Origin of the sequence: Natronomonas pharaonis DSM 2160, assembly GCF_000026045.1 — an archaeon.
Lineage (GTDB): Archaea > Halobacteriota > Halobacteria > Halobacteriales > Haloarculaceae > Natronomonas > Natronomonas pharaonis.
In genome coordinates this window covers 2,075,393-2,101,189 of record NC_007426.1, presented here as the reverse complement: position 1 = coordinate 2,101,189, position 25,797 = coordinate 2,075,393, and the positions used below count along the sequence as shown (strand labels likewise).

Genomic DNA, 25,797 nt, shown 5'->3' with positions numbered 1-25,797 from the left:
CCACGTTCGTGGATACTACAGGGAACGACGCGACGGCGGCTGACGCTATTCGGGGTGGGGAGCAGAGCAGCGTGTGTTCAGCGGCAGACAAAGCGCGGGTCCCTCCCGCTGCTGTGTGTGCTGCCGGCTACCTATGCCGGCGGCTATCGGGTCGCTACTGAGAGCAGAGAACGTCTCTGAGAACGGTTACTCGCCCTGCTTCGACTGCCAGGCGTAGTCGCGTCGTTTCGCGCTCTTGCCGAAGCCGCAGGAGGCACAGACCTTCTTCTGCTTGTGGTAGGACTTTTCGCCGCAGCGTCGGCATTTGACGTGCGTCGTCTTGTTCTTCTTGCCTTGGCTCGGGGTCCCGGCGCCAGTCATGGTTCTATCGAGACGACGTTGTCACCGCGGATAATGGTTACGTTGTCGCCTTCCTCCAAGACGAGGTTCATATGCTGGTCGTAGCCGGAAAGCGTTCCCTCGTAGGTCTCGCCGCCTTTCAGCGTCACGTGTACTTCCGCACCGAGCGTCTCTTCGAGAACATCGAGTGGACGGTTCGACATACGACTGGCCGCTCACGCCGACAGTATAAACGCACCGGCATGTCGTCGGGAACGGTGACTGCCGGCGGCGACGCCGAACTCAGATGTCGACGCTGAACGGCGCGAACTCGTCGGCCCGTGCAGCGACGGCCGCGAGCAGGTCCGCAGCGGCATCCAAGTCGTCGAGGTCGATGACCTCGACCGGCGTGTGCATATAGCGGTTGGGCAGACCGAGGTTCAGCGACGGGATACCGCCGCGGCTGATGTAGAAGGCATCGGCGTCAGTCCCGGTTCGGCTCCCCGCGGCTGCCAGTTGGATGTCGATATCCGCATCATCGGCTGCTGTGCGTGCTGCTTCGACGAGCTTCGGATGGTTGGTGCTCCCGCGGGCGACGGCGGGTCCCGAACCAAGTTCGATGCCGCTGCCCTTGTCGCCCGGCGACTCGGGCTGGTCGGTCGCGTGTGTCACGTCGGCGGCGATAGCCGCATCAGGTGCCACATCGAAACCGACCATCTGGGCACCCTTGAGGCCAACCTCCTCTTGAACTGTCGAGACGGCATAGATGGTCGCGTCCGGCTCCTGTTCGACCGCTCGGCGGAACGCCTCGGCGGCCGTCCAGACGCCGACCCGGTTGTCCATGCCACGGGCGGCGACCCGACTGTCTTCGAGGTCCGCGATTTCGGTGTTGAGCGTGATTGGGTCGCCGATATCGACCAGTTCTTCGGCGCGGTCGCCGTCCTCGACACCGATGTCGACGTACTGCTCGTTGATGTCGTCGTACTCCTCGCTGCCGGTGTCTCTGAGGTGGATAGCGACCTGTCCGATAACACCCGAGACGGGGCCGTCGTCGGCGTGTACGGTAACGTGTTTGCCGCGAGTGACCGTCCGGTCGGAACCGCCGATGCGCGTCAGCTTCAGGAACCCGTCGTCGGTGATGTCTCTGACCATCAGCCCGATTTCGTCGCTGTGGCCGGCGACCGCAATCGACGGGGCGTCGGGGTCGCCTTCGTAAACCGCGACCGCGTTGCCGTAGTCATCGACGCGCGTCTCGTCGGCGAACTCCGAGACGTAGTCGAGCCAGCGGCGCTGGCCAGCGGTTTCGAATCCGGAGGGAGTCGACTCCGAAAGCAACTCATCGAGGAACGCTCGTCGCGTCTCGTCCATGCGCTCTGTTCGGTTCCGCACCCACAAGAACGTCCCGACAGCGGCGGTCGCCGGTATTTATATACTCGTGCGACGAAGCGAGTATATGGCTGAGTTCACCTTCCTCGAAGTCCACCTCCGCGATGCCAACCTCCATGCCGGTCGGTCAGACGAGACGGCAGACCAGCCGGTGGGTCAGTCCGCAGAACAGCTCGAACCGGACTCTGATGGCTCCCGGCTCGGAGCCGTTCTCGCGGCACTTATCGGTGTTTTCTTCCTCGCCGCTGTCGCCTACGCGGTCAAAAAGGCCGTCGGCGGCGAGGGGGCAACAGACGACGATACCGCCATCGCAGACGACCTCTAGTCGGGCGGTTGACCGCCCGGAAGGCCTTTGGCCTGGCCCGCGATACTACACATGTGAGTCTCTTCCGCGCCGCGTGTGCCGTCGCCGACGCCGAGGGCGACGGTGCCATCGACTGGAGCGCCGTCGGGAACGCCGCCCGCTCGGCGACCGACTCGGGTGAGCTATCCCTTTCGACCGCCGAACGGCAGGGCTATGCCGACGACGTTGCCGACGCCCGCGACGGTATCCGGGCGGCCGCTGGCGTCGATTTCGATTTGCCCGACACCGTTCAGGTACAGACCCGTCATCACTGGATAGACGCCAACGTCGACACGTTCCAGCGGCTTCTCGGACCGCTTGAAGCACAGGTGTCGGCGACGCCGTCGCTGGCACGCACCGCCAACACCGGTTCGATGGCGGTCACACTCGGCTTTCTCGCCCGGAACGTCCTCGGGCAGTACGACCCGCTGTTGCTCGGCGACGACGACCACGAACTCTACTTCGTCCACCCGAACATCGAGGCCGTCGCCGACGCTCTCGAAGTCGACCGCGACCGGTTCCGTCGCTGGATCGCGTTCCACGAGGTCGCCCACGCCGCCGAATTCGGCTCGGCCCCGTGGCTCGCAGACCACCTCGAATCGCAGATGGAAGCCGCCGTCTCGGATCTGGCGTCGGGAAGCCTCGACCGCGATGCTCTCGGTGAACTCAACGTCACGATGACGGCGGTGGAAGGATACGCTGAACTCGTCATGGACCGTGCGTTCGACGACGAGTATGCGGACCTGCGGGCGAAGCTCGATGCCCGGCGACAGGAGGCAGGTCCCGTCTCGCGACTCGTCCGTCGGCTGCTCGGCTTCGGCATGAAACGCCGCCAGTACGAGCGCGGCAAGGCGTTTTTCGATGCCATCGCCGACGAGCGGGGTGTCGCCGGGGCCGCTGCGGTCTGGGAGCACCCGGAGAACCTCCCGACCGACGACGAACTGGACGCCCCCGAGGCGTGGCTCGCCCGAGTCGATTGAGGCTACCCTGCGGCTGAATATGTTCCGCCCAACGGCTATGCTGTGGGTCACCGAATCGTCCTTTGATGGACGAGTGTTCGCTCTGTGACCTTCCGACCCCTGACCCGCCGGTAGCTGACGACGGCGTCGACGGGACGTTCTGCTGTCGCGGCTGTCTGGAAGTCGCTCGGACGCTCGACGACGTCGACGCTGAATCCGTCCCTGTCGACGGCTCCACGGACGAGACAACGGCTGTGTCGGTTCCTGACGACGCGGCTGAGACCTTCGTCGCCATCGACGGCATGCACTGTACGACATGTGAGGCCTTCCTCGGCATTCGTGCCGACGCCGTCGACGGCGTCTACAGCATCGAAGCGAACTACGCGACCGAAACCGCACGGGTCCGATACGACCCCGACCGGATTGACGAGGCCGACCTCCCCGAGCGGCTCTCCGGCTACGGCTATACGGCCCGTTTTCGTTCGCCCGCCGAAACCGACGACGGACCGGCCACGCGCCAGCAGCACGAAACCGTCGAACGGCTCGTCATCGGCGGCTTTCTCAGCATGCTCATCATGCCGTGGTACCTGTTTTACCTCTACCCCAGCTACGTCGGCATCGAGACGGGGCTTCTCGATATCGACACGACGACACCCATCGGCATCTACCTCCCGCTCAGTATCATCGGCCTGCTGACGACTATTGTGCTGTTCTACGTCGGCTTCCCGGTGCTCCGCGGCGCGTGGACAAGCATCCGCGCACGGCGTCCCAATATGGACCTACTCGTGTCGGTGGCGGCCCTCTCGGCGTACGGGTACAGCACCGTCGCGCTGGCGACCGGCAGCACACACCTCTACTATGATGTCAGCGTCGCCGTCGTCATGGTTGTCACCCTTGGTCGCTACTACGAGGGGCGCATTCGCTCCCGGGCGACGGACCTCCTCTCGTCGGTGACGGCGATTCGTGTCAGCGAGGCGACCCGGCTTACCGATGACGGCCGCGAGACGGTGTCTGTTGACGACATCGAGCCCGGCGACCGGCTGGTCGTCGCGCCCGGCGAGCGGGTTCCGGTCGACGGTACTGTCATCGAGGGCATCGCCGATGTCGACGAGTCGGTACTGACCGGCGAGTCGCTGCCGGTCACGAAACGGCCGGGTGACAATGTCATCGGCGGGGCTGTCGTCGCTGATGACGCCCTCGTCGTTGCGGTCGGTCCTGAGGCCGAGAGCACTGTCGACCGGATTGCGACGACGCTCTGGGAGATACAGAGCTCCCGCCCCGGTGTCCAGCGGTTGGCCGACCGGCTGGCGACGGTTTTCGTGCCGGTCGTTTTGAGCCTTGGAACCGTCGTCACGGCATGGCAGCTCCTTTCGGGCGAGCCGGTCGCGGCGGCGCTTCTCGCTGGGCTAACCGTCCTTGTCGTCTCCTGTCCGTGTGCAATGGGGCTTGCGACGCCGCTTGCGGTCGCGGGGGGGCTCAGGGACGCGCTGCAGGACGGCCTCATCGTCGCCAACGAGTCGGTGTTCGAACTCGCACCCGATGCCGATACGGTCGTCTTCGACAAGACAGGCACGCTCACTGCGGGCACGATGGAAGTGACCGATGTCTACGGCCACGAGGCGACACTTCGGCGTGCTGCAGCCGTCGAATGTCTTTCGGACCACCCGGTCGCCGACGCCCTTCTCGATGCCGCAAGCGAAAGTGCAGACCCGGTTGCTACCGATGGGGGAACGGTGACTACGGATACAACCGGCGGTACCCACCCCACGGCCGCGAACCGACCGCTCCCTGATGTGGAAGCGTTTACCCGCCATCCGGGAGCCGGCGTCTCCGGTACCGTCGACGGTACCCGCGTTGTTGTCGGGACGGCGGATCTCGTTGCCGACCGTGTCGGCCCGCTCTCCGAGACACTGGCCGCTCGGGTCGACGAAATCGACGCTGCGGGCGGCCGTCCGGTCGTCGTTGGTTGGGATGGAACGGCCCGCGGCGTTGTCGCTGTCGCCGACCGCGAGCGGGCCGCGTGGTCGGAAGCTCTCGATGCGGTTGCTGACCGACATGTCGCCATCCTTACCGGCGACGAGTCGGCCGACACTGACCGGTTCGCCGACCACCCTGCAGTCGACCAGGTCTTTGCCGGCGTTCCTCCGGATGGGAAGGTCGAAACCGTCCGTCGGTTCGCCGCCGACGGGACGACGGTGATGGTGGGTGACGGGACAAACGACGCGCCGGCGCTTGCGGCCGCCGACCTCGGCGTCGCGATGAGCAGCGGGACCGCACGCGCTGTCGATGCCGGCGATGCCGTCATTACTGACGGCGACCTCACTACGCTGGAGGATGTTTTTGATGTCGCTGACGGCACCCGGCGACGCATCCGTGAGAACATCTGCTGGGCGTTTCTCTACAATGCTGTAGCGATACCGCTGGCCGTTGTTGGGCTCATCAACCCGCTCTTTGCGGCGGTGGCGATGGCCGCAAGCAGCATCATTGTCGTCTCGAACTCCCGGCGGCCGGTTGTCGGGGAGTAGCCGGCAGCGGTTCCTCCGCTGTCCGGCCTACGGTGTTTGCGTTCGCCCGGATACCGATAGAAAGCAGCGGTAGCGCTTCGTAACAGACCTGTGGACGCCTCCCGGCTCCGTTGGTGCGGCGCGGAAACTTCTCAGTACAAAAGGCTGCTACGCCGGGGCTGGACGTACTAGCCGACGTGTTCGACCTGTCGGTAGACGGTCTCGCCGTCGGCGTTCCGGTAGTCGACCCGGAACTCCTTTCCGGTCCGCGTCTCGGCGATGTCGTCGGTATCGAGTTCAAAGGCGAAGGGTTCTTCCTCGACAGTCGCCAGCGTCTCGCCCCCGGACGTAACGACAACGTGGTCGATTCCTTGCGGGTCGGCGACGTGACATGAGACGAGGCCGTCGGCTGTTTCGCAGGTCAACTCGCCGCCGACTGCGGTCCCGCCACCCTCGATTGATACGGAGAAATCAAGAAACATAACCCCCGGCGCAGCGGCTCCAACGACGATGACGACCAGCACGAAGAGGCTGAACTGAATCTTTCCGGACCTCTTGGCAAGCCACCTGACTGCCGGGTGTTCGGCAGTCCGCCGGAGGCGTATCGTCAACGGGACGATGACGAAATGGGTCAGCGGTCCCCAGACGACGACGATGAGCCCGTACGACATCACGTAGTGGAGGAACGTCCAGTCCGGCTGTACGGACAGCAGGACGTTCCCTCCTGTCCAAAGGCAGAAGCCAAGTACGACGAGCGCACCGCTTTTGAGCCACCGCCAGACCGGCGTGTTGGTGTAGTAGATGCGTATCAGGTCGCGCCATGGCTGCTTGACGTAGCGTCGGACGATGCTTTCTGCGGTGGATTCTGACATTCGGTATCTGGGGTCGGAAATCGGGGCCGGTCGGAAAGCTGTACGGAGAGTGCGGTCAGGCGCCGATGTGCCAGACCTGTGTGAGCAGATACCAGTTCAGGACATAGAGGACGATGAACGTCGCCATGAAGATGAGACACAGCGTGAAGGTCCCGCGCATCTCGACGGCGTGGACATCGACGCCGCCGTCGGGCCGAAGGCCGCCGTCCGGAAGCATGTCGTCGTTGTCCCCTTCTTCGAGACGGTCACCGAAGAGCAACGATAGCACGGCGACGACGACAAAGAGCGCACCGGCGATGATAGCGAGCACGGCGGCTGGGCCGAGAATGAGGAACAGCGGCTCAGCAGCAGCGAGGCTGAAGTCAGTCCCCGGGATGTCGCGGACGACGCTGGAGGTCCGCCGTGGGACACCGTAGAGGATGCCGACGTACATCATCATCAGCACGGCGATACCCATCGCGCCCGCGTAGAAGTACGGCACCAGCGACGCGAGCTTGTTGGTGACGAAGCTCCGTTGGAACATGGTTCTGATGACAAAGAACACCAGCCCCATGAACGCCAGCGTCGTCCCGAGGGCGACCGTCCCATGGAAGTGGCCGACCGTCGCGAAGGTGTTGTGCCAGGTCATGTTAAGCTGGAGCTGGCCCATCAGAACGCCGGTAATACCGCCCATGAATCCGAAGAGGATGATACTGAAGATGGTCGCCGAAAAGACGGGGTTCTTCCACGGCCCGGACGTGAGCCAGCCGAAGAGGCCGCCGCCGAGACCCCGCTGCCGGCGTCCGGCCTCCAGCCCCGCCGGAATGGCGAAGGCGTGAATCATGCTGGCGAAGGCGGCTCCGTAGAAGGCATACGAAGTGTTGAAGATACGCCAGCCGACGGAGACACCGGGGTCGACCATCAGGTGGTGGGCCGCGCCGAGATTGATGAAAAACAGGTAGAGCACGAACGCCGACCGGGAGACTTTCTCGGAGACGACGACCGCCCCACCGACGACGTGGGTCAGGAAATACCAGACCGTAATCAGCGCCAGCAGGTTGATCTGTTGGCTCCCGTGGCCGATAATCCAGTAGAGCTGTCGGTAAATGCCGGTGTTGATGGAATCGATGATACCGACCTGCCAAACGAGCGCGTAGCCGAACGCAACGAGGCCACCGAGAATGGCCTCAACAGCGATAATGCTCGTGATGAAGGCCCCGAAGGCCACAAGCGGCAGGGTCTTGTTCGGCGCGCCACGCTTTTCTTTCCAAATGGCAACGAAGAACGGCAGCGCAGCGATTGTCGCTCCGAGCAGGAAGACGATAGCGGAGGCGTAGAATTCAACGGGTATGTCGAGTGGCACATATGCCGTCAACAGCGGTGCTTCCTGTCCTCTCTGAGTGGCGGTCCATATCGACCAGTTGACGCCGACCGCGCCGGCGACCATGGTAATCCAGCCGGCCTTGGCGAGCTTTGTCAGCGGGAGACGACGGCCCAGCACTATCAGCCCGCCAACGTAGAGGATGGCTATCTCCATGAACACCATCCAGAAGATGAGGATGTTCCACGCGTGGAGGCTCAGGTGGGTGTAGTAGCCGTCCTCGGGGATGAGACTGATGAGCTCCCACCGGGTTAGTGCGACCGAGACCGCGAAGATGCCACCGATGACGAGTGCGATGACAGCCGTAAGCCCGAAGAGCTTCACGTGTCTCTCGGCTGAGCGATGGATATCGAGGCCGGTAACCGAGCATGTCCGGACCCCGTCGTCGCCGTAGTCGTTGCTGAAGAGCTTCGAAACCACCATCTTACGGTTCCTCCACGATGAATTTGCCCTGCATCCCGTTGTGCCCGCGGCCACAGAACTCGTTGCAGATGACCTGATAGGTTCCCGGCTCTTCGAAGGTCATCGGGATAACCCACTCATGGTCGGGGAAAATTTGCAGGTTGATCTGCTTGCTCAGCGTCTCTTCGGGCCGGACTGAGAACCCGTGCTGGACGTCGTAGGCCCCCAGGTGGATGTCGTACTCACGGCCGGCTTCGAGAACGACCGGGAGCCCATCCCAGTCGAACCGTCGGCCAGCAATGTAGACTGAGTCGCCCGGTGGAATCAGATGGCCGTCCTCGGTCTCGTCGGCGGCCTCTTTGTATTCGTCGACGGCCGCTTGGAACTCTTCGGGCGTTACCTCATAGGTCTCGCCGACCGGGTTCTGGTCGCCGAAGCGGGTAAAGCCGCTCATCCAGCCGAAGATACCGAGCGACCACAGCCCAGCGATGCCGAGCCACATCGTCTCTCGGCGGTTTACTTTCTCGTCCCACCAGTTGCCCTCTGGCTCGTCGAGTGGATCAGACATACGTATTCACCTCGATGGAACCGAAAGTAGGTCGGCGACGCCCCAGCCGACGTAGACGACGATGAAAAACAGGAGCGCTACCGCTGCCAGTAGCCAGATTCGGTTGTATAGCCGTTGCATCACGGGTATCTCTTCCGGTGATGTGTCGCTGCTCATGTGTCACGTCGGCAACTTACCTATATACAAGCCTAAAGCTTAGCGCGCACATGTTCAACTATCTAACTTAAGTAGCATAAAAAATGTTACCGGCCGAGCGTGTACGCGACCGCGAGCCGCCACGGCAGCAGGAACGCCAGCCCGAAGACGATGTTCACGACAAGGAAAACGGCCGGTGCTTCTCCGGGGAAATACTCGGTGCCCCGAATCGCCCCGCCGGCGAGAGAGGCAACGACCCAGACGGCCGTCGTTTTAGTCAGCGCCGAGCGAACTGACGTGACCGTCTCCGGTCGGTAGAGACCGCCCAGCGGCGCTGTAATCACCCATGCGAAAATGAACGGCGCTGCCGCCAAGACAGTGTGTTGCGGGAAGAAAAGCGGGTTGACTGCGTGTATCAACAGCCCATACAGCAAGAATGCGGCGATGGCGACGATGTCGCCGACCGCGACAAGCGCTGTCCGACGGACTGAAACCGTCCACCGGTCGGCGTAGCGGGTGCTCAGCATATTATATCACCATCGTTTCGACGAGAATCGCCACAAGCAGCGCACCGAGATACGCGTTTGAGGCGTGAAAGCTCCGATAGGCGTCGCGGTCCGACTCCGTCCGGAACTGGACGACGACGGTCCAAAGGAACCCGAAGCCAACCACCGCTGAAGTAAGCGCATAAACGGGGCCGAAACCGGCGACCGCGCCGAGGGCGCCGGCGACCAGCAGCGTTGCTCCAAGCCAGTAGAGTATCCGCCGTCTGGTCGCCGCCACGCCGGCGACGACCGGCAACATCGGGTAGTCACCGCGGGCGTAGTCGTCCCGATATGCGATAGCGAGATTGTAGAAATGGGCCGGCGTCCAGCAAAACACCACTGCTGCGAGCAGGAGCGCCGGCAGCCCGATGCTTCCGGCCACTGCCGCCCAGCCGATGACCGCCGGCAGCGCGCCCGCGCCGCCACCGATGACGGTATTCCATGTCGTCGTCGGCTTCAGCACGACGGTATAGACGACGGCGTAGTAGACGACGGCGACCGCAGTCAGCGCCGCAGCGAGCGGGTTGACGAGCCAGACCAACACAGCCATCGAGACGACGAGCAGGCCGACGCCGAACGCCGTTGCCCGGCCGACACCGACGGCGTCAGTCGCGACCGGCCGGTCTGCGGTTCGGTTCATCCGCCGGTCGCGGTCGCGCTCGTAGACGTGGTTGAACGTCCCTGCCGCGCCGACAGCCAGCACACCGCCGAAAAGCGTTGCCGCGATGGTCACCCCATCGAGCGCCGCGCCGGTAACCGTCGCAAGCGCCATCCCCGACAGCGCCAGCAGACAGAGTAGCCACATCAGCCGCGGCTTCGTGAGTTCGACGTATCGCCGGAGGCCGTCGGGAAGCCGGTACAGCAGCACGCTGTCGTCGCCGTCGCCCTCGCGGTTGAACGCCGTCGCCGCAGCCCGTTCGCGCGGCTCAACCTCACGGTCGAGATGCCATGTCAGTGTGATAAGCAACAGTGCAAAGACACCGACACCCCCGAACAGGTGGAGTTGTCCCGGACCGCCGCTAGCGAGGACGGCCATCCCGACCGCCGCCTGCGCCGGATAGGCAACCGCCGCGGCGGTCACGCCCCACTTGACGCGTGGCAGTCGACTGTCGCGCCACGCCAGTGCCGCAGCCGCAACCAGCAGGAGCCAGACGGCTCCTGCGGTAACGTAGTGGGCGACTGCGGCGGGGCTGACGCCGCCGGTCAGTTCCGTCGCTACACCCAGCACAACGAGGAGGTACGTCGCGAGCGTCGTCGCCGTCACGAGACCGGTGAACCGCTGCATACACGGAGCATGGCTCTCCCGCCTTCGATGTCCTTCCCCCGAATATGTTTTTGCCCCGCGCCGCGGTCGCCGCCCCCTTGCGGCAAATCCAAGCCCATGGGACATGGCAAAGCTGTATTTGTAAGGCTATGATAAGGAAGCAGTGTGGACCGGCTTCGAGAACTGCACCACGGTTGGCCGGCGGCGTCGGCGACACGTCGCTCGGCTTCGTGATTCCCGAACCCGGTCCAATGCGGACCAACGAACTATGCCACGAGCGACACTCACGCTAACGATTCCGGAGGCAATCTGGATGGGGGAGCTTTCGCGGACGTACCCGGAGACGAGACTCCGGGTGCTCTCCGCCGTCAAGAACGACGAGGGCGGCGTCGCGCTCGTTGAGCTCACGTCCCCACACGAAGAGGCCGTCATTTCGGCGGCCCGCGAGTACGACAGCGTCGCCGCAGTCGAAGTGCTCAACGACGAGGCCGAGGGGCTGCTGCTCCAGCTTGAGACGACGATGCCGTTGCTCTTGGAGCCGCTACAGCGCTCCGGGGTTCCGCTGGAGATGCCGTTCAACGTGCAGGACGGCGAGGTCGTCTGGGAGGTTACGACCTCCAGAGAGCGCCTTTCGATGCTCGGCGACCAGCTCGAATCGCTCGGCATCTCCTTTACTGTCGAGTCAATCTACCAGCAGGTTGAGTCCGAACAGCTCCTCACCGACCACCAGTGGGACGTGCTGTCGGCGGCCGTCGAGTGCGGCTACTACGACACCCCCCGGAGCTGTACACAGGAGGAGCTCGCCGACGAGCTGGGGATAGCGAAATCGACCTGTAGCGAAACGCTCCACCGGGCAGAAGAGCAAATAATCAAGCGGTTCCTCTCGAACCACGAGGACAAATCAAGCGTCGCCCCGACCCCCTGACCGGGGTTACTTGCCTGCGCTCAGACAGCCGCCACAGAAGTGGGCTGTCTCGACGCGGCTGTCGACCACTTCGGTCACGACCCGATGGCCCGGGTCGGCGACTATCGGCTCCGAACACGCCGTACACCGTGGCGCGTCCGCTTCAGCGACGTTCTCACAGAGGTCGGATGTCGGGTCAACCATTGTCGACCACTGACAGTGGAGACAAAAAGAGCTGTCCTGTTCCGGCAGATATCCGCTATCTTGATACAGCGAGAGAATCCCGCCCTTCCCGTGAGTGACGAGCGTTCCGACGCTTAGTCGGAACCGAGGAGCGAACAGGGCGGGAGTGAATCGCGTACGCTCCGGTGAGAAACCGCCACGTCACGGCTGGTCCTGAGTCTCCAATGCTTCAAGACCTGCTTCTAACACCTCTGTATAGGCTTCCGAAAGGTCCAAATCGTTTGCTTCTGCGTAGTCTTTGACTCGGCCACCGAGCGTGTGTGAAATGTCGATGTTCGGTCGCATACGAAAAGACTTTAAGACTAAAAGTATAAGAATCTGTTGTCGTGAAGCGTGCCAACACGTTCGCTATGCGACCGCTCACCGCCGACGATGAACAGGTGCTACGCGACCTGTTGGACGCTTCCGCCGCTCTCTGGAACGAAATCAATTACCAGCGGCTCATGCGCTACAACGACAAGGACGGCTTCGAGGACGAGGACGTGTGGGACGCCGATACCGGCGCTCTCGAAGGCAAATACAAAGCCGTTCTCGGTGCGTCAACCGCTCAAACTGTCCGGCGAGCAAACACCGAAGCGTGGCGGTCGTTCTTTCGATTGAAAAAGCAGTTTCACGACGAGTCAAACACGTCGGTTACGGAACACCCAGAACCGCCGGGCTTCCGTGGAAACAAAGACGACGGGCGCGTCCTCAAAGGCGTTGTCCGTAAGGACGCATACAGCGTCGAATGGGGCGACCGCTCCCGACTCGAGATGGTCGTCGGAGAACAACTCCGAGACAGGCACAACAGCCCGAAAAGTCGCCTCCGGTTGGAAATTGTTGGCGACCCGAACTGGTCTGACTACGAGGACCAAGGCCGACTAGAACTGTGGTACGACGAGACTGATTGCACCTTCCGAGCTTCGCAACCCGTGACTGTTTCTGACGATGCACGGGCCACTCCACTGGCCAACGAGAAGGCCGCTCTAGACATTGGTGCAAACAACCTCGTCGCTTGTACCACCACAACCGGCCAGCAGTACCTGTATGAAGGCCGCGAGTTGTTTCAGCGATTCCGTGAGACGACACGAGAAATAGCCCGGTTGCAGTCCAAGCTACCGGAAGGCCGATACAGTAGCAAGCGTATCCGGCGACTGTACCGGAAACGGACTCGTCGCCGCGACCACGCACAAGAGACACTGTGTCGTGACTTGCTCGAACAGCTGTACGGCGAGGGTGTGGACACGGTGTATATCGGCGGGTTGACCGATGTACTCGAGACGCACTGGTCGGCTGAGACGAACGCCAAGACACACAACTTCTGGGCGTTCAAGCAATTCACCGAGCGACTGGCGTGGACCGCCGACGAATACGGCATCTCGGTCGAAGTGCGGTCAGAGGCATGGACCAGTCAGGAGTGCCCACAGTGCGGTTCGACAGACCGAACGACACGGCAGCAGGACACGCTCACCTGTCCGTGTGGATTCGAAGGGCACGCCGACGTTACGGCGTCAGAAACGTTCTTAGAGCGGCACACAGAGAAAGCAGTCAGGCCGATGGCACGGCCCGTGCGGTTCGAGTGGGACGACCACGAATGGTCGGAGTCACCACGCTCTCCCGCGAGGGAAAGTCCCAAAGAACAGCGCACAGACCCGAGTACCGTCCCCCGTGACGGGAATGTTGTCTCCGGCGATTCTTAGACCGGCTGAGACTCCCACGGAGAAACCGCGCCATTCACGGCGCGGAGGATGTCATATCGACCGCTCGTAGTCGGGGTCGAACATCTGTGCTGACATCGGTGCCGGGTTGCCCTCAGTAAGGTTGTACTCGGAGAAGTCCTCGACGCCAGCCGCAGCGAGCAGCTCCTCGTCGTAGACGGCGTTGCCGGTATAGGAGGCGGGGTCCCGCGAGAGGATTTCGAGGACCGTGTCGGAGACGATGTCCGGGGAACGCCAGTCGTCTTCGGTCCCAAGCCCGAAGTACCGCGTCGCGCGGGTGTCGATAGCCGTCACCGGCCAAAAGGAGTTACAGCCGATGTCGTGTCCGCTCAGCTCGGTCGCCAGCGACAGCGTCAAAAACGACATTCCCATCTTCGACCACGCGTAAGGGGCTTCGCCGGGGGCGCGGTCGACCGTCACTGGCGGCGCGTTCGTCAGTATCCAGGCGTCCTCGTCGGTTTGCTTGAGGTGGTCCATGAACGCTCGCGAGACCAGATACGTCCCGCGAACGTTGACATCGGTCAACAGGTCGAACCTGTTTGCCGGCAGGTCTTCGACGTTCGCCAACTGAATGGCGCTGGCGTTGTTGATGACGATGTTGACTTCGCCGAAGTGGTCGATGGCCTCCTCGACGGCCGCCTCAACGCGGTCCTCATCGCGGACGTTCAGCTGAATCGGCAGCGCTTCTACGCCTTTTTCCTCACATTCCCGTGCGGTCTGCTCGATGGTGCCTTCGAGGTCCTTGTCCTCGCCGTAATCGTCCGCTTCGCTCGTCTTCCCGGTCGAAACGATGTTACAGCCCTGCTCGGCCAGCGCCAGCGCGATAGCCTTTCCGATACCGCGGGTCGTTCCCGTAATAAATGCGGTCTGTCCCGAGAGGTCGGGCGCGTCAACTGACATACCGGGCATGTCCGTGCCGGCGACCATAAACCCCGGAGATATTCGACAGCCGATACACGAGTTTGATGTTGCTATCAGTTTTCAGGTATCCGGCCGCCGGTCCCGACAGACCGATTCGCCGGGGTCGGTCCGAGCGTCTGCACCGAGCACGACGCCGGGGGCGATGCTGGTATTAACGCCGGTCTTCGCACCGGGGCCGACGACAGCACCGTACTTTCGCCGGCCGGTTGAGCGACGTGTCTCGGCGACGGTCTGTTTGACTGTCGCTCCGTCGTGTCGGAGGTTCGCGACCTGCGTTCCGGCACCGAGGTTTGCCCCGTGGCCGATGAGGCTATCGCCGACGTAGCTGAGGTGGGGCACCGCTGCCTCCGGCAGCATAACAGTGTTTTTGACCTCGACACCGTGGCCGATGTGACAGCCCTCGCCGACTACCGTCGCACCGCGAACGTATGCGTTCGGCCCGACCGACGCTCCCTTCCGGACCAGTGCCGGCCCCTCGATGACGACACCGGACTCGACTGTCGCGCCCTGTTCGACGACCACGGACCCCTCCAGAGTGGCATCGTCAGCGACGGTCCCCGCAATGCGGCGGTCGAGTGTGTCGAGTTCCTGTTCGTTTGCGGCTAAAAGCTCCCACGGATGGCCGACATCGAGCCACCGTGATAGCTGTACAGCAGTCACTGCCGTCTCCTCAATGGTGTGGGCGACAACATCGGTCAGTTCGAACTCGCCGCGCTCGCTGGCGTCGACATCGAGCCACGAGCGGGCGGACGCGGGGAACACGTACGCCCCGGCGTTGGCGAGCCGCGTCGGTGGGTCGTCCGGCTTCTCGACAATTTCCGTCACGCGGTCGCCAGCGGCCGTCGAGACGACGCCGTACGCTGTCGGGTCCTCGACTGTCGCTGTCGCAATCGCCGGCCCGGACTCGAAGAGCCGCCGGAGTCCCGCCGCGGGATACAGAGAGTCGCCGTTGAGGACGGCGAACTCGCCGCTGAGGAGCTCTACTGCCGCCGAAAGCGCATCGGCCGTGCCGCGTTGCTCCGTCTGCACCGCATAGGACACCTCGACCCCACGATACTGGTCGCCGAAATACTCACGGACGGTGTCGGCTCCGTAGCCGACAACAAATACGAGCTCCGAGGCTCCTGCCTCGACTGCGGCGTCGACGGCGTGGGCACACAGCGGCCGGTCGGCGACGGGCAACATCGGTTTGGGGACCGCCTCCGTCAGCGGCCGCATCCGCGTTCCTTTCCCGGCGGCCAAAATCACCGTCTGCATACCGGCCGGTCGCGACCCGAAAGCAAAAGCTATCGGGTCCCCCGTCGCGTTACTCCTCTTCGAGTGTCGTTCCGTCGGGGGCCGACCGCTCGCCGTCGTCGATGCGTTTGCGAACGTCGACGTGGTAGTGTTCGAGAATATCGCGGCCGAGCAACAGTGGATAGTCCATATGGCTTCGGTCCTCGACGCTTGCGCTGACGGTGTGTTGTTTGCCGCCGATGCCGACGACGACATCGACGACGGGGCGGGATTTGCCGCTCTTGAGGCTCCCGGATTTGATTTTCACGATATCCTTTATCGGCCCGGTGCCGATGTCGGCCGCCAGCCGGGCGTCGATGCTCGTTCGGGTCGCGCCGGTGTCGGACTTTGCGGTTACCGTCTCCTGTCCCGACGTTCCCATCACGACAACCTCCTCGGTGTACCCGATGACCGGCGGGTCGACAGGCTCCGGCTGCCGCTTCGGCGGCATACAGGCCGGCCGGGAGTCATCGAGCGTCGCCGAAAGCTCGGCGACACGCTCGGCGTCGACATCACCACCGGCGCGCTCGATTGCGAGCCGGGCGATGTGGGGGGCTGGCGACCGCCCCGTCGCTTTATACAGACCGCGGAACCCGGCCGTCGGGTTCACTTCCAGTACGTAATACCCGTCCTCGCCCTGTACGATATCGACGCCGGCGTAATCGAGACCGACCTCGTCGGCCGCGCGCTTGGCCATCGAAACGGCCTCGTCGGGCAGCTCGTCGGTCGCATCCTCGACCGACCCGCCCAGTGCGACGTTCGTTCGCCACTCGCCGTCGGGCGCATAGCGGTTCATCGCGCCGACGATGCGCTCGCCGACGACGTAGACCCGAAGGTCGTGGTGGCGGTGTTCGTCGTGCTCGATGAGTTCCTGTAGAAACGCCTGTCGCGACCCGACCATCGGATTGACGGTGCTTTCGGTGTCGAGTTTCCACGTGCCGCCGCCGTGAGTGCCGATAGCCGTCTTGTAGACGACCTCTGGCCCGAACTGCCCCCGGCGCTCGTTGAGCAGGTCCGAAGAAAGCGCCATGTAGGCGTCAGGTACCGGGATGTCCGCTTCGGCAAGCGCCGTCCCGGTGGCGAATTTATGCATCGCCGTCATCGTCGCTGTCGGCGTGTTGAGCATCGGCCGCGCCCGTTCGAGCATCGTCGCTAACCCGAGCGCCTCCGCGGGCTGTTCCTCTTTTGAGAGCAACAGCCGATTGACGACGATATCGACATCCGGCTCGAGTGTTACCGACCCATCGGTGATATCAACGGCCGTGTTTTCCGTTCGTAGCCACTCGGTGTCGTATCCGAGGTCGTCGACAGCGTTGAGAATAGCTTTCGACTCCTTGGAGCTGTGCAGGCTCAACACGCCGACGGAAAGCACATCTGACATGGATGCCATTCGTCTGTTGACGACAAAACGCTACCGCCCGGCCACCAAGAGCCTTAGGTGGTCGCCGCGACAGGTCGTGCATGACCGAGACATTCACCTACGATGGCGGGGCCGTCGTCCCCGGGGAGACGGCGAATATCAGGTACACGGTCAGCGAAACGTATCTCGGCGACCCGGCCCGGATACCGGTCACGATTATCAACGGCGAGCGACCGGGGCCGACGCTGTTTCTCTCGGCTGCCATCCACGGCGACGAACTGAACGGCATCGAAATCGTCCGTGAAGTCGCTCACGAATGGAACCACGACGACCTCGCCGGGACGCTGGTCTGTCTGCCGGTGCTCAACGTCCCCGGCTTCATCGCCCAAGAGCGCTATCTACCGGTGTACGACCGCGACCTCAACCGCTCGTTTCCCGGCAACGATTCCGGAACGAGTGCCAAGCGCATCGCCGACCGTATTTTCAGCAATTTCATTGCGCCGTGTGATTTCGGCCTCGATTTCCATACCTCGACCCGCGGTCGGACGAATATGCTCCATGTCCGTGCCGACGTAGACGATGCCGACGCCGCACGGCTGGCGTATGCGTTCGGCTCTAATGTCGTCATCTCCAGTGATGGCCCGAGTGGAACGCTTCGCCGGGAAGCGACCGATGCGGCGACGCCGACAGTTACCGTCGAACTCGGTGAAGCCCATCGATTCCAGCGGAAACTCATCGATGCGGCGCTTGAGGGTGTACTCTCGGTGATGGCCGAACTCGGCATGCGTGACTCCGCACCGGTAAAGTGGCCGGGGTGGCGGACGGTCATCGACGGGTCCGACGAAAAAACGTGGCTTCGCGCGGATGCGGGCGGCCTCGTAGAAATGTACCACGACCGCGGCGACATCGTCGAAGCGGGCGACCGGATCTGTACGATTACGACGCCGTTCAAAACCGAATCGACGGTCGTCGAGGCTCCCTTTACCGGGCTGTTGGTCGGTGTTCTGGAGAATCCGCTCGTTTATCCCGGCAATCCGCTGTGTCATCTTGTCGCGCTTGACGACCCGACGACGCGCGCGGCGCGTGCCTCCCGGTCGGAAACGCGCCGTTGACCTCTGTGCGTCGATACCCGGATATTTCTGCCGCTTCGGCCTGTGAGACGTTCGCAGGTAGTAACTACTATACCAGCGGGGTCCTCACCTTACGCTGCATGAGTCAATCGTACGACCGAGGTCTGGTCGAAGACTTCGGGCGGTGGCAGGAGTTCTCCGCCGGCATGTGGGCCTGGATATTCCACAAGTTCACCGGCTGGGTGCTCATCGGCTACCTGTTTACGCACGTTGCCGTACTGAGCACCGCGACGGTGGACGCGGCGACGTACACCCAGACTCTCCAAGGGCTTGAGAGTCTGCTCGTCGTCCGTTTCCTCGAAGTCGGCCTGCTGGCGGTCGCCGTCTTCCACATCCTGAACGGTATCCGCCTGCTATTCGTCGACCTCGGTGTCGGCCTTGAAGCACAGGACAAGGCGTTCTACGCCGCCTTGATAGTAACTGCGGCCATCACGGTCGCCAGCATCCCGACCTTCCTGATGGGGGCGTTCTAAGATGGCTGAACACTACTCCTCGTTCGAACCGAAAGGCACCCGATGGCTGCTGCAGCGAATCACGGCGGTGTTCCTCGTCGCCGTGCTGGCGTATCACTTTATGCTGCTGCACTTCGTGAACCACGCGGCCGAAATCACCTTCGCCGGGACGCAGGCCCGGATGAGCGAGGTCGGCTACTTCATCACGATGGTACTGTTCCTCATCGCCGGTGCGTTCCACGGCGTCAACGGCGTCTACAACGCTCTGGTAAACCAGGGCCTCAAGGGAACTCAGAAAACCGTCGTCAAGTGGCTGCTCATCGTTGCGGGCGCGCTGCTCATCGTGCAGGGCATTCGCGTTGCAATCGCTATGACGGGGCTGTTCTAACCATGAGTACGCAAGTCACCGAACAAGAACAAGAGACGGAACCCGAACAGACATCTGAACATCAAGAACGACGCCTTTCGGAGAAGCGCGAGCGGGCGGATATGTCGGAGCGAGCCAAATCGGACCTCTCCGATGCCGACGAGACGGTCCAGATCAAGGTGTTCCGCTATGACCCCGAAGTCGAGGGCAAAAAGGACCCGCGCTTCGACACCTTCGAAATCCCCTTCACGAAGGGGATGACGGTGCTTGACGCGCTCATCTACGCGCGGGACCACTTCGACTCGACGCTTACCTTCCGACACTCCTGTCGGCAGGCTATCTGTGGCTCCGATGCGCTCTTTGTCAACGGCGCACAGCGCCTCGGCTGCAAGACCCAGATGGTCGACCTCGAGTGGCCGGTCCGCATCGAACCGCTGCCGCACGCGGAGGTCGTCAAAGACCTGGTCGTCGACATGGAGCACTTCTACGACCAAATGGAGTCCGTCGAGCCGTACTTCCAGACGAACGAGCTCCCGGACGGCGACCTCGAAGAGCAGCGCCAGACCCGAGAGAACCGCGAGAAGGTCAAGATGTCCACGCGCTGTATCTGGTGTAGCGCGTGTATGTCCTCCTGTAACATCGCTGCCGGCGACAACGAGTATCTCGGCCCGGCGGCCATCAACAAGGCCTACCGGTTTGCGATGGACAAGCGGGAAGGCGAGGAAATGAAACAACACCGGCTCAACATCATCGAGCAGGAACACGGTGTCTGGCGCTGTCAGACCCAGTTCTCCTGTACTGAGGTCTGTCCGAAGGATATCCCGCTCACCGAGCACATTCAGGAGCTAAAACGCGAAGCGGTCAAGAACAACCTCAAGTTCTGGTAGCAGCACGCTAAAGTCTCTCAAGACCAAACTCTAGATACAACCAATGACGATACACGAACACGACGTAATCGTGGTCGGCGCCGGCGGCGCTGGCCTCCGTGCGGCCATCGCGGCCCACGAGGAAGGCGCCGACGTAGCGATGGTCACGAAACTGCATCCGGTCCGGTCACACACCGGCGCGGCCGAAGGTGGCATCAACGCCGCCATCCGCGACGGCGACGACTGGGAACTGCACGCCTACGACACGATGAAGGGCTCGGACTACCTCGGGGACGCCCCGGCCATCGAGACGCTGGCCCAAGACGCCCCTGAAGAAGTCATCCAGCTTGAACACTGGGGAATGCCGTTCTCCCGTGAGGACGACGGCCGCGTTTCACAGCGGCCGTTCGGCGGCCTCTCGTTCCCACGAACCACCTACGCCGGCGCTGAGACCGGCCACCACCTGCTGCATACGATGTACGAGCAGGTCGTCAAGCGGGGAATCAAGGTCTACGACGAGTTCTACGTCAGCGAACTCGCAGTCACCGACCACGACGACCCCGAGGACCGCGAGTGTCACGGCTGTGTCGCCTACGACATCAAGTCCGGCGATATCGTTGGCTTCCGCGCGACCGGTGGCGTCATTCTCGCGACCGGTGGCGACGGGCAGGTCTTCGACCACACGACCAACGCTGTTGCCAACACCGGTGACGGCCCGGCGATGGCCTACCGCGCCGGCGTTCCCGTCGAGGACATGGAGTTCGTCCAGTTCCACCCGACAACGCTGCCGTCGACCGGCGTCCTCATCTCTGAGGGTGTCCGGGGCGAGGGTGGTATCCTCTACAACAGCGAGGGCGAGCGCTTCATGTTCGAGTACGGCTACGCGAACAACGACGGCGAACTCGCCTCCCGTGATGTCGTCTCCCGTGCAGAACTCACCGAGGTAAACGAGGGCCGCGGCATCAACGACGAGTACGTTTTCCTCGACATGCGTCACCTCGGCGATGAGCGCATCAACGACCGCCTCGAAAACATCATCCACCTCGCGGAGGACTTCGAGGGCGTCAACCCCGTCGAGGAGCCGATGCCGGTCAAGCCCGGCCAGCACTACCACATGGGCGGCGTCGAGACCAACGAGCACGGCGAGACCTGTATTGACGGTCTCTACGCGGCCGGCGAATGTGCGTGTGCGTCGGTCCACGGTTCGAACCGGCTCGGCGGCAACGCTCTGCCGGAGCTCATCGTCTTCGGGGCCCGCGCGGGCCACCACGCCGCCGGACGGGACCTCGGCACCGCCGAAGTCCCCACCGGTCCCTCCGCCGAAACCGAACGCGAGGAGGGCCTCGAAACCCCTGTCGACCCCGGTGCGCTCGATACCGGCGACAGCGATGTCGCCGCCGACGGCGCGCTCGTCGAACCCGACGAACTCGTCGAGCAGGCCGTCGAAACCGAACGGCAGCGGGTCGAGGAACTGCTCGAAAGCGACGGCATCAACCACGCCGAAATCCGCGAGGACCTCCAGAAGGCGATGACGGAGAACGTCAACGTCTTCCGGGAGGAAGAAGGCCTGAAAGAGGCCCTTGAGGTCATCCGTGAGTGCCGCGAGCGGTACCAGAACGTCGCCGTTTCCGACCCCTCGCGAACGTTCAACACGGACCTCATCCACACCATCGAGACGCGGAACCTCATCGATGTCGCCGAGACCATCACCCTCGGTGCGCTCGCCCGCGAGGAGTTCCGCGGTGCACACTGGCGACAACAGTACCAGGAGCGACGCGACGACGAGTGGCTCAAGCACACGATGATTTCGTGGAACGACGGCAGCCCGAAGCTCTACTACAAGCCCGTCATCCTTGAAGGCGAAAACAAAGAATACGAGCCGAAAGTCCGCTCCTACTAACGACCCCCGCTTAGCGCGCTGCTTTTGCTTTTCTCGGCCGGGGAGTGCCGTGTGTAGTTTGCTTTCGTAACAAGGTGTATATTGACATGGAATCGACTTTATCTAAAAAACATAATAATACAGTAATGAAATAGAGTATATATAGTCTACAAAAACAAAGAACTTTCCCTAAAAACTCAGTATTAAGTTTTATAATAGATATCAATGGTCGTATGATTGTCTATCCGGGTAGAGATTAAAGTAGCTTCTTGAAACGGTCCGAGAAATAGAATGAATATATTTCTTAGCATACGTCCTCCAACAGGTGGGGGCGTGCTACCCACAGGCTGACAGCCCAACGGATGGGCCGCTCAGATGTCGGTCACCCGTGGGTACGTCTCCGGCAGCGCTGCAGCATCCTCCGGCAACAGCGCTACGACGAGATAGTCGCTGTGGCCCGCGATGTATTCGACGAGCGCGGCAATGCGTTCGGAGTCGATCGCCTCCAGCGAGTCCAAGAGCATGAACGGGACCGTCTCGTAGACCTCGTGGGTGAGATAGCCGGCCAGCGCGAATATCAGCCCGGTGACCTCTCGTTCGCTCTCGCTGAGATGGTCGATGGTGTCTTCGTAGGTTGCGCCGCCGTCGGTCTGCCGGACGATGTGAAGCTCGAAGGTGGCCTCACTTTCTGTCCGACGACCCTTACGGACCTCGCGTTCGAGCCGCTCTATCCAGATGCGTTCGATGTTCTCGTAGCCGAGAATCCCGAGTACGGTCTCCATGTGCTCGTTGAAGGCGTCTATTGCCTCCCGCTCGATGCGGTGGATTTTTGTTCGCAGCTCTTGGAGCTTTGCTTCGACTGCATCGCGTTCCTCCTGCAGGGTCGACTCCTCGTCGAGCCGTGACTCGATGTCGGCGATTTCGTCCTCGATGGATTCGAGGTCGCCTTCGAGCCGACCGAGTTCGTATTCGAGCTGATTGGCCTCCCGGTGGATGTCAAGTATCTCCTCGTAGCTGTCCGACTCCAGTTCCGATATTTCTTCTTCCAGTTCTGATATCTCCGACCGGAGCGCCTCGCGGCGGTCGGTAAGCCGGTCGATAGCAGTCTCGCTCCGCTCGATGTCTGCCTTGTGGTCCGACAGCTGTCGCTGGAGCGTCTCGCGGCGGCGTTGTGTCTCACGGAGGTCTTCGACCTCCTGTTGAAGCTCCGTTATCTCCGACTCGATGTCGTCGATGTCGCCGAGCTTCGACTGGCTGAGCTCTCTGAGCCGGCCGACCGTCTCCTCGATGCGGTCCTGTGGCACCTCGCTGCCGCAGGTCCAGCAGGTGACTGTCTCGGACGGCAGTAGTTCGTCTGTGAGGTCGCCGTCGTCTTCGGCGGGCAGCGAAACCGCCGCTTCGTCGCCTTCCAGCATCTCCTGGTTGAACCGGACCGCGCTCTGTATCTCGTTTACCGCTGATTCGAGGGTGGCCTTTCGCTCGCGGCGGCTGCTGATACGGGCTTCGAGGTCGTCGATTTCGCCGACCGGCGTCTCCGGAAGGGACTCCAGCTCCGACTCGACCTCGCGGCGCTGTGTCTGTAGCGATTCGAGACTTTCCCGCTCGGTTTCGAGGTCGTACCGAACGTCTTCGAGTTCCGAGCGCTTGGTCCGGAGCTCCGTGAGCCGCTCTTCGAGTTCAGCCTTCTCTTCGCGTGTCTGTTCGATATCCGCGTCTCGCTCGTCGAGTCGCGCCTCGACGTCTGCCAGCTCCGCCTCCGTCTCCTCTATCTCCCCGCGGAGCTGCGTGCGGCGTTCCTCCAACGATGGGAGCCGGTCTTTCAGGGAATCGAGCGTCGACAGCTCATCGTCGATTTCGTTCCGTCGCTCGGAGAGTCGGTCGATTTCACGCTGTATCTCCTCGGTGTCGACCGGCCGCATGATGAGTTCCCTGAGGTCACCCTCCGTGGCGACCCGCCGACGCGCTTCGTTCGATTCCAGGAGGAACGCAAACAGGTCGGCAAGTGTCGAATCCGCAAGGTAGGGGTCGCCGCCGGTAGCGATTGTCGACCCCTGTCGCGTGAGCGTCCGGGTGTAGGTCTCGCCGTCAACTCGCAGTTCGACGGACGCTTTGTCGGCGTCGGCTTTCATCGACACGTCGTCGCTACCGAGGACAGCCATCAACGACTGCAGCAGCGAGGTCCTGTTTGTCGCGTTCTCCCCGGCGAGGACGGTCACGCCAGGCTCGAACGCGACCGTCGTCTCGTCGATACCGCCGATGTTCCGGACCGAAATCTCCGCGCCTGTGGCCCGTTGCTCGGAACTCATACCTACCGATACTCGGACCTCGTATATAAATACTGGTCACTGAGCGCAGTCACAGCCGCCACGTTCGAGCAGTTCGACAGCCTCGTATTGGGTTCCACAGTCCTCACAGACGACACGGATATCGACGAGCGTTCTGAACGCTCCGATATCGAGGTCCCCACTCCGCCCCAGTTGTTCGAGTTTGCCGGTGGTGGCTGCGTCGACCCGCCCGCGGAGCTTCTGGAGGTTGGTTATCTCCCGTTCGATGGGGTCGGTCTCGTCGGGGCTGTACTCGGCCCCTCGATAGCTCTTTAAGTATGTCCGGATTGCCTGATACGTGACGAAATCGTTCTCCAGCGTTTCCACATCGATGCCGTCCCGTTCGAGCCGCCGGCGCACGCGGGTCTTGTCGGCCTCGGCAACGTCGTCGTCGTCAGTCAGTATTCGATAGATGTTCGCCACTTCTCCATCGACGGGCCGGACGTTCGCCGCCTCGAGCCGCTGTTGGAGGAGCTGGCGGTTAAAATACGACGCCAGGTCTCGGAGGCTCATTCGGTCTTCATCGGCGGTCCACTGCCGCTCCAGTTCAGCCCCGACGCCGGCCATGTCGTAGTCATCAAGCAGGCGGGCGACCTTGCTTCGTCGCCCCCGTGAGGACTCACGTTCGGCTTCCGACGATTTCTTTTCTGGCTCGCTCATACCTGACCTATCCGTCCGGTGGTGGTTAGTATCTTGTGCTGTTCGACGGCTGCCGCTGTCCTGTGGCTGCAGTGAACGGATTCAATAACAAACATAACTATGTTATAGAAGGCTATCGGACGCCCTTTGTAGCAAAAATTCACCTTTTGTCTAGAGGCGCTTCGCTACTGCTGTCTCTGTATTCACGATGTGTGAATAGAAATGGCGATTCAACCGGCATTGGCGACCCAAAATGGCACGATATGGGATACATATATACGATAGCCGCCGAAATGCCATGGTATGATTCCCGATACGTCGTCCCGGGAGGTCAAGTCGGTCCGTACGGCGTTCAGAATTATCGATATTCTCCGTGACTACGACGGGGTCGACATTGACGAACTGGCAGACAGGCTCGGGCTAGCCAAAAGCACCGTCCATAACTATCTCTCGACGCTGCGCGGGATGGGGTACGTCGTCGAGCGTGACGGCAGCTACCGGCTCGGCCTCCGGTTTCTGACCGAGGGGATGGCCGCCCAGAGTAGCCTTCGGCTGCGGCCGGCTGTCGCCGAGGTCATCGGTTCCGTCGCCGAAACCGTCGGTCAGCCAACGTGGTGGGTCGTCGAAGAACACGGTCGCGGCATCTTCGTTGAGAGCGCGATACCGCCGGGGACACGACGCATCTACGGTCGCGTCGGCAAGCGCTCGTACCTCCATACCCACGCGCCGGGGAAAGCGATACTCGCGGCCCTGTCGGACGAGTATATCGAGGACATCGTCGACTTCCACGGGCTACCGGGCCACACTGAACGAACCCACACTGACCTGGATTCCCTTCGTGAAGACATTGAGACGGCTCGCAAGCGGGGCTTCGCCGTGGCCGACGGCGAGGCCGCCCTCGGCGTCCGGTCTGTCGGGGTGGCCTTTGAGGGCCCGAGCGGGTACACCCACGGCCTCGGCGTGTTCGGGTACTCCCACGACTTCGGAATACCGCCCGAATCCGACATCACGGCGGCACTTTCAGCCGCCGCCGACGAACTCGCGGCCGCAGGGCAGAACGATACCACCGAGGGAGGTGCCTGAG

27 protein-coding genes are annotated in these 25,797 nt (G+C 62.5%); 11 read left to right on the top strand and 16 right to left on the bottom strand.

The window, feature by feature from the left end; genetic code table 11:
- Positions 1-186 precede the first annotated feature (186 nt).
- The 3 genes from NP_RS10655 to NP_RS10645 all read right to left on the bottom strand — a co-directional run bounded on the left by NP_RS10655 (position 187) and on the right by NP_RS10645 (position 1,686).
- A complete protein-coding gene (locus NP_RS10655) occupies positions 187-360 on the bottom strand; it encodes a 50S ribosomal protein L37e (RefSeq protein WP_011323862.1) in 174 nt (57 codons plus the stop codon).
- Positions 357-542, bottom strand: a complete 186-nt coding sequence (locus tag NP_RS10650) for an LSM domain-containing protein (protein ID WP_011323861.1) — start codon at positions 540-542, stop codon at positions 357-359. Before NP_RS10650 ends, NP_RS10655 begins: the two co-directional genes overlap by 4 nt.
- 79 nt (positions 543-621) lie before the next feature.
- On the bottom strand, positions 622-1,686 hold the full coding sequence (locus NP_RS10645) for a M20/M25/M40 family metallo-hydrolase (protein WP_011323860.1): 1,065 nt from the start codon (positions 1,684-1,686) through the stop codon (positions 622-624).
- An 85-nt stretch (positions 1,687-1,771) separates the two neighbouring features.
- Here NP_RS10645 and NP_RS10640 point away from each other — a divergent pair, with 85 nt between their 5' ends.
- The 3 genes from NP_RS10640 to NP_RS10630 all read left to right on the top strand — a co-directional run bounded on the left by NP_RS10640 (position 1,772) and on the right by NP_RS10630 (position 5,531).
- Positions 1,772-2,029: a hypothetical protein gene (locus NP_RS10640; protein WP_011323859.1), complete on the top strand. Its 258-nt coding sequence runs from the start codon at positions 1,772-1,774 to the stop codon at positions 2,027-2,029.
- Between the two features lie 53 nt (positions 2,030-2,082).
- On the top strand, positions 2,083-3,027 hold the full coding sequence (locus NP_RS10635; protein ID WP_011323858.1) for a zinc-dependent metalloprotease: 945 nt from the start codon (positions 2,083-2,085) through the stop codon (positions 3,025-3,027).
- Positions 3,028-3,092: 65 nt separating this feature from the next.
- A complete protein-coding gene (locus tag NP_RS10630; protein ID WP_011323857.1) occupies positions 3,093-5,531 on the top strand; it encodes a heavy metal translocating P-type ATPase in 2,439 nt (812 codons plus the stop codon).
- Positions 5,532-5,698: 167 nt separating this feature from the next.
- On the opposite strand, the gene NP_RS10625 is transcribed toward NP_RS10630, so the two are convergent.
- The 6 genes from NP_RS10625 to cyoE all read right to left on the bottom strand — a co-directional run bounded on the left by NP_RS10625 (position 5,699) and on the right by cyoE (position 10,677).
- A complete protein-coding gene (locus NP_RS10625; protein WP_011323856.1) occupies positions 5,699-6,382 on the bottom strand; it encodes a hypothetical protein in 684 nt (227 codons plus the stop codon).
- A 55-nt stretch (positions 6,383-6,437) separates the two neighbouring features.
- Positions 6,438-8,165 carry a cytochrome c oxidase subunit I gene (locus NP_RS10620; protein WP_011323855.1) on the bottom strand — a complete coding sequence of 576 codons (1,728 nt, stop codon included), beginning with the start codon at positions 8,163-8,165 and terminating at the stop codon, positions 6,438-6,440.
- A gap of 1 nt (position 8,166) precedes the next feature.
- Positions 8,167-8,712, bottom strand: coding sequence for a cupredoxin domain-containing protein (locus NP_RS10615; RefSeq protein WP_011323854.1), 546 nt, complete (start codon positions 8,710-8,712; stop codon positions 8,167-8,169).
- Positions 8,713-8,718: 6 nt separating this feature from the next.
- Positions 8,719-8,868 carry a hypothetical protein gene (locus NP_RS14610; RefSeq protein WP_011323853.1) on the bottom strand — a complete coding sequence of 50 codons (150 nt, stop codon included), beginning with the start codon at positions 8,866-8,868 and terminating at the stop codon, positions 8,719-8,721.
- Between the two features lie 86 nt (positions 8,869-8,954).
- Positions 8,955-9,374 (bottom strand): DUF3054 domain-containing protein, encoded by a 420-nt coding sequence (locus NP_RS10610; protein WP_011323852.1) that lies wholly within the window; start codon positions 9,372-9,374, stop codon positions 8,955-8,957.
- Position 9,375: 1 nt separating this feature from the next.
- A complete protein-coding gene (cyoE, locus tag NP_RS10605; protein ID WP_011323851.1) occupies positions 9,376-10,677 on the bottom strand; it encodes a heme o synthase in 1,302 nt (433 codons plus the stop codon).
- Positions 10,678-10,924: 247 nt separating this feature from the next.
- Between cyoE and NP_RS10600 the strand changes: the two genes are divergently transcribed.
- On the top strand, positions 10,925-11,581 hold the full coding sequence (locus NP_RS10600) for a helix-turn-helix domain-containing protein (RefSeq protein WP_011323850.1): 657 nt from the start codon (positions 10,925-10,927) through the stop codon (positions 11,579-11,581).
- Between the two features lie 6 nt (positions 11,582-11,587).
- On the opposite strand, the gene NP_RS14795 is transcribed toward NP_RS10600, so the two are convergent.
- On the bottom strand, positions 11,588-11,764 hold the full coding sequence (locus NP_RS14795; RefSeq protein ID WP_011323849.1) for a DUF7576 family protein: 177 nt from the start codon (positions 11,762-11,764) through the stop codon (positions 11,588-11,590).
- Between the two features lie 180 nt (positions 11,765-11,944).
- Positions 11,945-12,088, bottom strand: coding sequence for a hypothetical protein (locus NP_RS14605; protein ID WP_011323848.1), 144 nt, complete (start codon positions 12,086-12,088; stop codon positions 11,945-11,947).
- Between the two features lie 41 nt (positions 12,089-12,129).
- Between NP_RS14605 and NP_RS10595 the strand changes: the two genes are divergently transcribed.
- Complete coding sequence (locus tag NP_RS10595) at positions 12,130-13,482, top strand: RNA-guided endonuclease InsQ/TnpB family protein (protein ID WP_011323847.1); 1,353 nt, start codon at positions 12,130-12,132, stop codon at positions 13,480-13,482.
- 51 nt (positions 13,483-13,533) lie between these two features.
- Here NP_RS10595 and NP_RS10590 read toward each other — a convergent pair whose 3' ends face one another.
- The 3 genes from NP_RS10590 to NP_RS10580 all read right to left on the bottom strand — a co-directional run bounded on the left by NP_RS10590 (position 13,534) and on the right by NP_RS10580 (position 17,077).
- A complete protein-coding gene (locus NP_RS10590) occupies positions 13,534-14,400 on the bottom strand; it encodes an SDR family oxidoreductase (protein WP_011323846.1) in 867 nt (288 codons plus the stop codon).
- Positions 14,401-14,481: 81 nt separating this feature from the next.
- Positions 14,482-15,678, bottom strand: coding sequence for a bifunctional sugar-1-phosphate nucleotidylyltransferase/acetyltransferase (gene glmU, locus NP_RS10585; protein ID WP_011323845.1), 1,197 nt, complete (start codon positions 15,676-15,678; stop codon positions 14,482-14,484).
- A gap of 49 nt (positions 15,679-15,727) precedes the next feature.
- Positions 15,728-17,077, bottom strand: coding sequence for a RimK family alpha-L-glutamate ligase (locus NP_RS10580; RefSeq protein ID WP_049939665.1), 1,350 nt, complete (start codon positions 17,075-17,077; stop codon positions 15,728-15,730).
- 80 nt (positions 17,078-17,157) lie between these two features.
- On the opposite strand from NP_RS10580, the gene NP_RS10575 reads away from it, so the two are divergent.
- The 5 genes from NP_RS10575 to NP_RS10555 all read left to right on the top strand — a co-directional run bounded on the left by NP_RS10575 (position 17,158) and on the right by NP_RS10555 (position 21,771).
- Entirely contained in the window at positions 17,158-18,168 is a 1,011-nt protein-coding gene (locus tag NP_RS10575; protein ID WP_011323843.1) for a succinylglutamate desuccinylase/aspartoacylase family protein, read from the top strand.
- Between the two features lie 98 nt (positions 18,169-18,266).
- Positions 18,267-18,659: a succinate dehydrogenase, cytochrome b556 subunit gene (gene sdhC / locus NP_RS10570; RefSeq protein ID WP_011323842.1), complete on the top strand. Its 393-nt coding sequence runs from the start codon at positions 18,267-18,269 to the stop codon at positions 18,657-18,659.
- A gap of 1 nt (position 18,660) precedes the next feature.
- Positions 18,661-19,026 carry a succinate dehydrogenase hydrophobic membrane anchor subunit gene (locus NP_RS10565; protein ID WP_011323841.1) on the top strand — a complete coding sequence of 122 codons (366 nt, stop codon included), beginning with the start codon at positions 18,661-18,663 and terminating at the stop codon, positions 19,024-19,026.
- A 2-nt stretch (positions 19,027-19,028) separates the two neighbouring features.
- Entirely contained in the window at positions 19,029-19,892 is an 864-nt protein-coding gene (locus NP_RS10560; RefSeq protein WP_011323840.1) for a succinate dehydrogenase/fumarate reductase iron-sulfur subunit, read from the top strand.
- Between the two features lie 49 nt (positions 19,893-19,941).
- Positions 19,942-21,771: an FAD-binding protein gene (locus NP_RS10555; protein ID WP_049939863.1), complete on the top strand. Its 1,830-nt coding sequence runs from the start codon at positions 19,942-19,944 to the stop codon at positions 21,769-21,771.
- Positions 21,772-22,121: 350 nt separating this feature from the next.
- On the opposite strand, the gene NP_RS10550 is transcribed toward NP_RS10555, so the two are convergent.
- Together NP_RS10550 and rdfA are read right to left on the bottom strand one after the other, a co-directional pair.
- Complete coding sequence (locus tag NP_RS10550; RefSeq protein WP_011323838.1) at positions 22,122-24,056, bottom strand: archaea-specific SMC-related protein; 1,935 nt, start codon at positions 24,054-24,056, stop codon at positions 22,122-22,124.
- 36 nt (positions 24,057-24,092) lie between these two features.
- Complete coding sequence (gene rdfA / locus NP_RS10545; RefSeq protein ID WP_011323837.1) at positions 24,093-24,734, bottom strand: rod-determining factor RdfA; 642 nt, start codon at positions 24,732-24,734, stop codon at positions 24,093-24,095.
- A gap of 282 nt (positions 24,735-25,016) precedes the next feature.
- Between rdfA and NP_RS10540 the strand changes: the two genes are divergently transcribed.
- The gene (locus tag NP_RS10540) at positions 25,017-25,796 is read left to right on the top strand and encodes an IclR family transcriptional regulator (RefSeq protein ID WP_011323836.1); all 780 of its coding nucleotides are present in this window, start codon (positions 25,017-25,019) and stop codon (positions 25,794-25,796) included.
- Position 25,797: the final 1 nt, after the last annotated feature.

Excerpts from the sequence above, each read along its gene's own strand:
- NP_RS10655 (WP_011323862.1), bottom strand. The coding sequence starts at position 360 with ATGACTGGCGCCGGGACCCCGAGCCAAGGCAAGAAGAACAAGACGACG.
- NP_RS10650 (WP_011323861.1), bottom strand. The coding sequence starts at position 542 with ATGTCGAACCGTCCACTCGATGTTCTCGAAGAGACGCTCGGTGCGGAA.
- NP_RS10645 (WP_011323860.1), bottom strand. The coding sequence starts at position 1,686 with ATGGACGAGACGCGACGAGCGTTCCTCGATGAGTTGCTTTCGGAGTCG.
- NP_RS10640 (WP_011323859.1), top strand. The coding sequence starts at position 1,772 with ATGGCTGAGTTCACCTTCCTCGAAGTCCACCTCCGCGATGCCAACCTC.
- NP_RS10630 (WP_011323857.1), top strand. The coding sequence starts at position 3,093 with ATGGACGAGTGTTCGCTCTGTGACCTTCCGACCCCTGACCCGCCGGTA.
- NP_RS10625 (WP_011323856.1), bottom strand. The coding sequence starts at position 6,382 with ATGTCAGAATCCACCGCAGAAAGCATCGTCCGACGCTACGTCAAGCAG.
- NP_RS10620 (WP_011323855.1), bottom strand. The coding sequence starts at position 8,165 with ATGGTGGTTTCGAAGCTCTTCAGCAACGACTACGGCGACGACGGGGTC.
- NP_RS10615 (WP_011323854.1), bottom strand. The coding sequence starts at position 8,712 with ATGTCTGATCCACTCGACGAGCCAGAGGGCAACTGGTGGGACGAGAAA.
- NP_RS14610 (WP_011323853.1), bottom strand. The coding sequence starts at position 8,868 with ATGAGCAGCGACACATCACCGGAAGAGATACCCGTGATGCAACGGCTA.
- NP_RS10610 (WP_011323852.1), bottom strand. The coding sequence starts at position 9,374 with ATGCTGAGCACCCGCTACGCCGACCGGTGGACGGTTTCAGTCCGTCGG.
- cyoE (WP_011323851.1), bottom strand. The coding sequence starts at position 10,677 with ATGCAGCGGTTCACCGGTCTCGTGACGGCGACGACGCTCGCGACGTAC.
- NP_RS10600 (WP_011323850.1), top strand. The coding sequence starts at position 10,925 with ATGCCACGAGCGACACTCACGCTAACGATTCCGGAGGCAATCTGGATG.
- NP_RS14795 (WP_011323849.1), bottom strand. The coding sequence starts at position 11,764 with ATGGTTGACCCGACATCCGACCTCTGTGAGAACGTCGCTGAAGCGGAC.
- NP_RS14605 (WP_011323848.1), bottom strand. The coding sequence starts at position 12,088 with ATGCGACCGAACATCGACATTTCACACACGCTCGGTGGCCGAGTCAAA.
- NP_RS10590 (WP_011323846.1), bottom strand. The coding sequence starts at position 14,400 with ATGTCAGTTGACGCGCCCGACCTCTCGGGACAGACCGCATTTATTACG.
- glmU (WP_011323845.1), bottom strand. The coding sequence starts at position 15,678 with ATGCAGACGGTGATTTTGGCCGCCGGGAAAGGAACGCGGATGCGGCCG.
- NP_RS10580 (WP_049939665.1), bottom strand. The coding sequence starts at position 17,077 with ATGTCAGATGTGCTTTCCGTCGGCGTGTTGAGCCTGCACAGCTCCAAG.
- NP_RS10575 (WP_011323843.1), top strand. The coding sequence starts at position 17,158 with ATGACCGAGACATTCACCTACGATGGCGGGGCCGTCGTCCCCGGGGAG.
- sdhC (WP_011323842.1), top strand. The coding sequence starts at position 18,267 with ATGAGTCAATCGTACGACCGAGGTCTGGTCGAAGACTTCGGGCGGTGG.
- NP_RS10565 (WP_011323841.1), top strand. The coding sequence starts at position 18,661 with ATGGCTGAACACTACTCCTCGTTCGAACCGAAAGGCACCCGATGGCTG.
- NP_RS10560 (WP_011323840.1), top strand. The coding sequence starts at position 19,029 with ATGAGTACGCAAGTCACCGAACAAGAACAAGAGACGGAACCCGAACAG.
- NP_RS10550 (WP_011323838.1), bottom strand. The coding sequence starts at position 24,056 with ATGAGTTCCGAGCAACGGGCCACAGGCGCGGAGATTTCGGTCCGGAAC.
- rdfA (WP_011323837.1), bottom strand. The coding sequence starts at position 24,734 with ATGAGCGAGCCAGAAAAGAAATCGTCGGAAGCCGAACGTGAGTCCTCA.
- NP_RS10540 (WP_011323836.1), top strand. The coding sequence starts at position 25,017 with ATGATTCCCGATACGTCGTCCCGGGAGGTCAAGTCGGTCCGTACGGCG.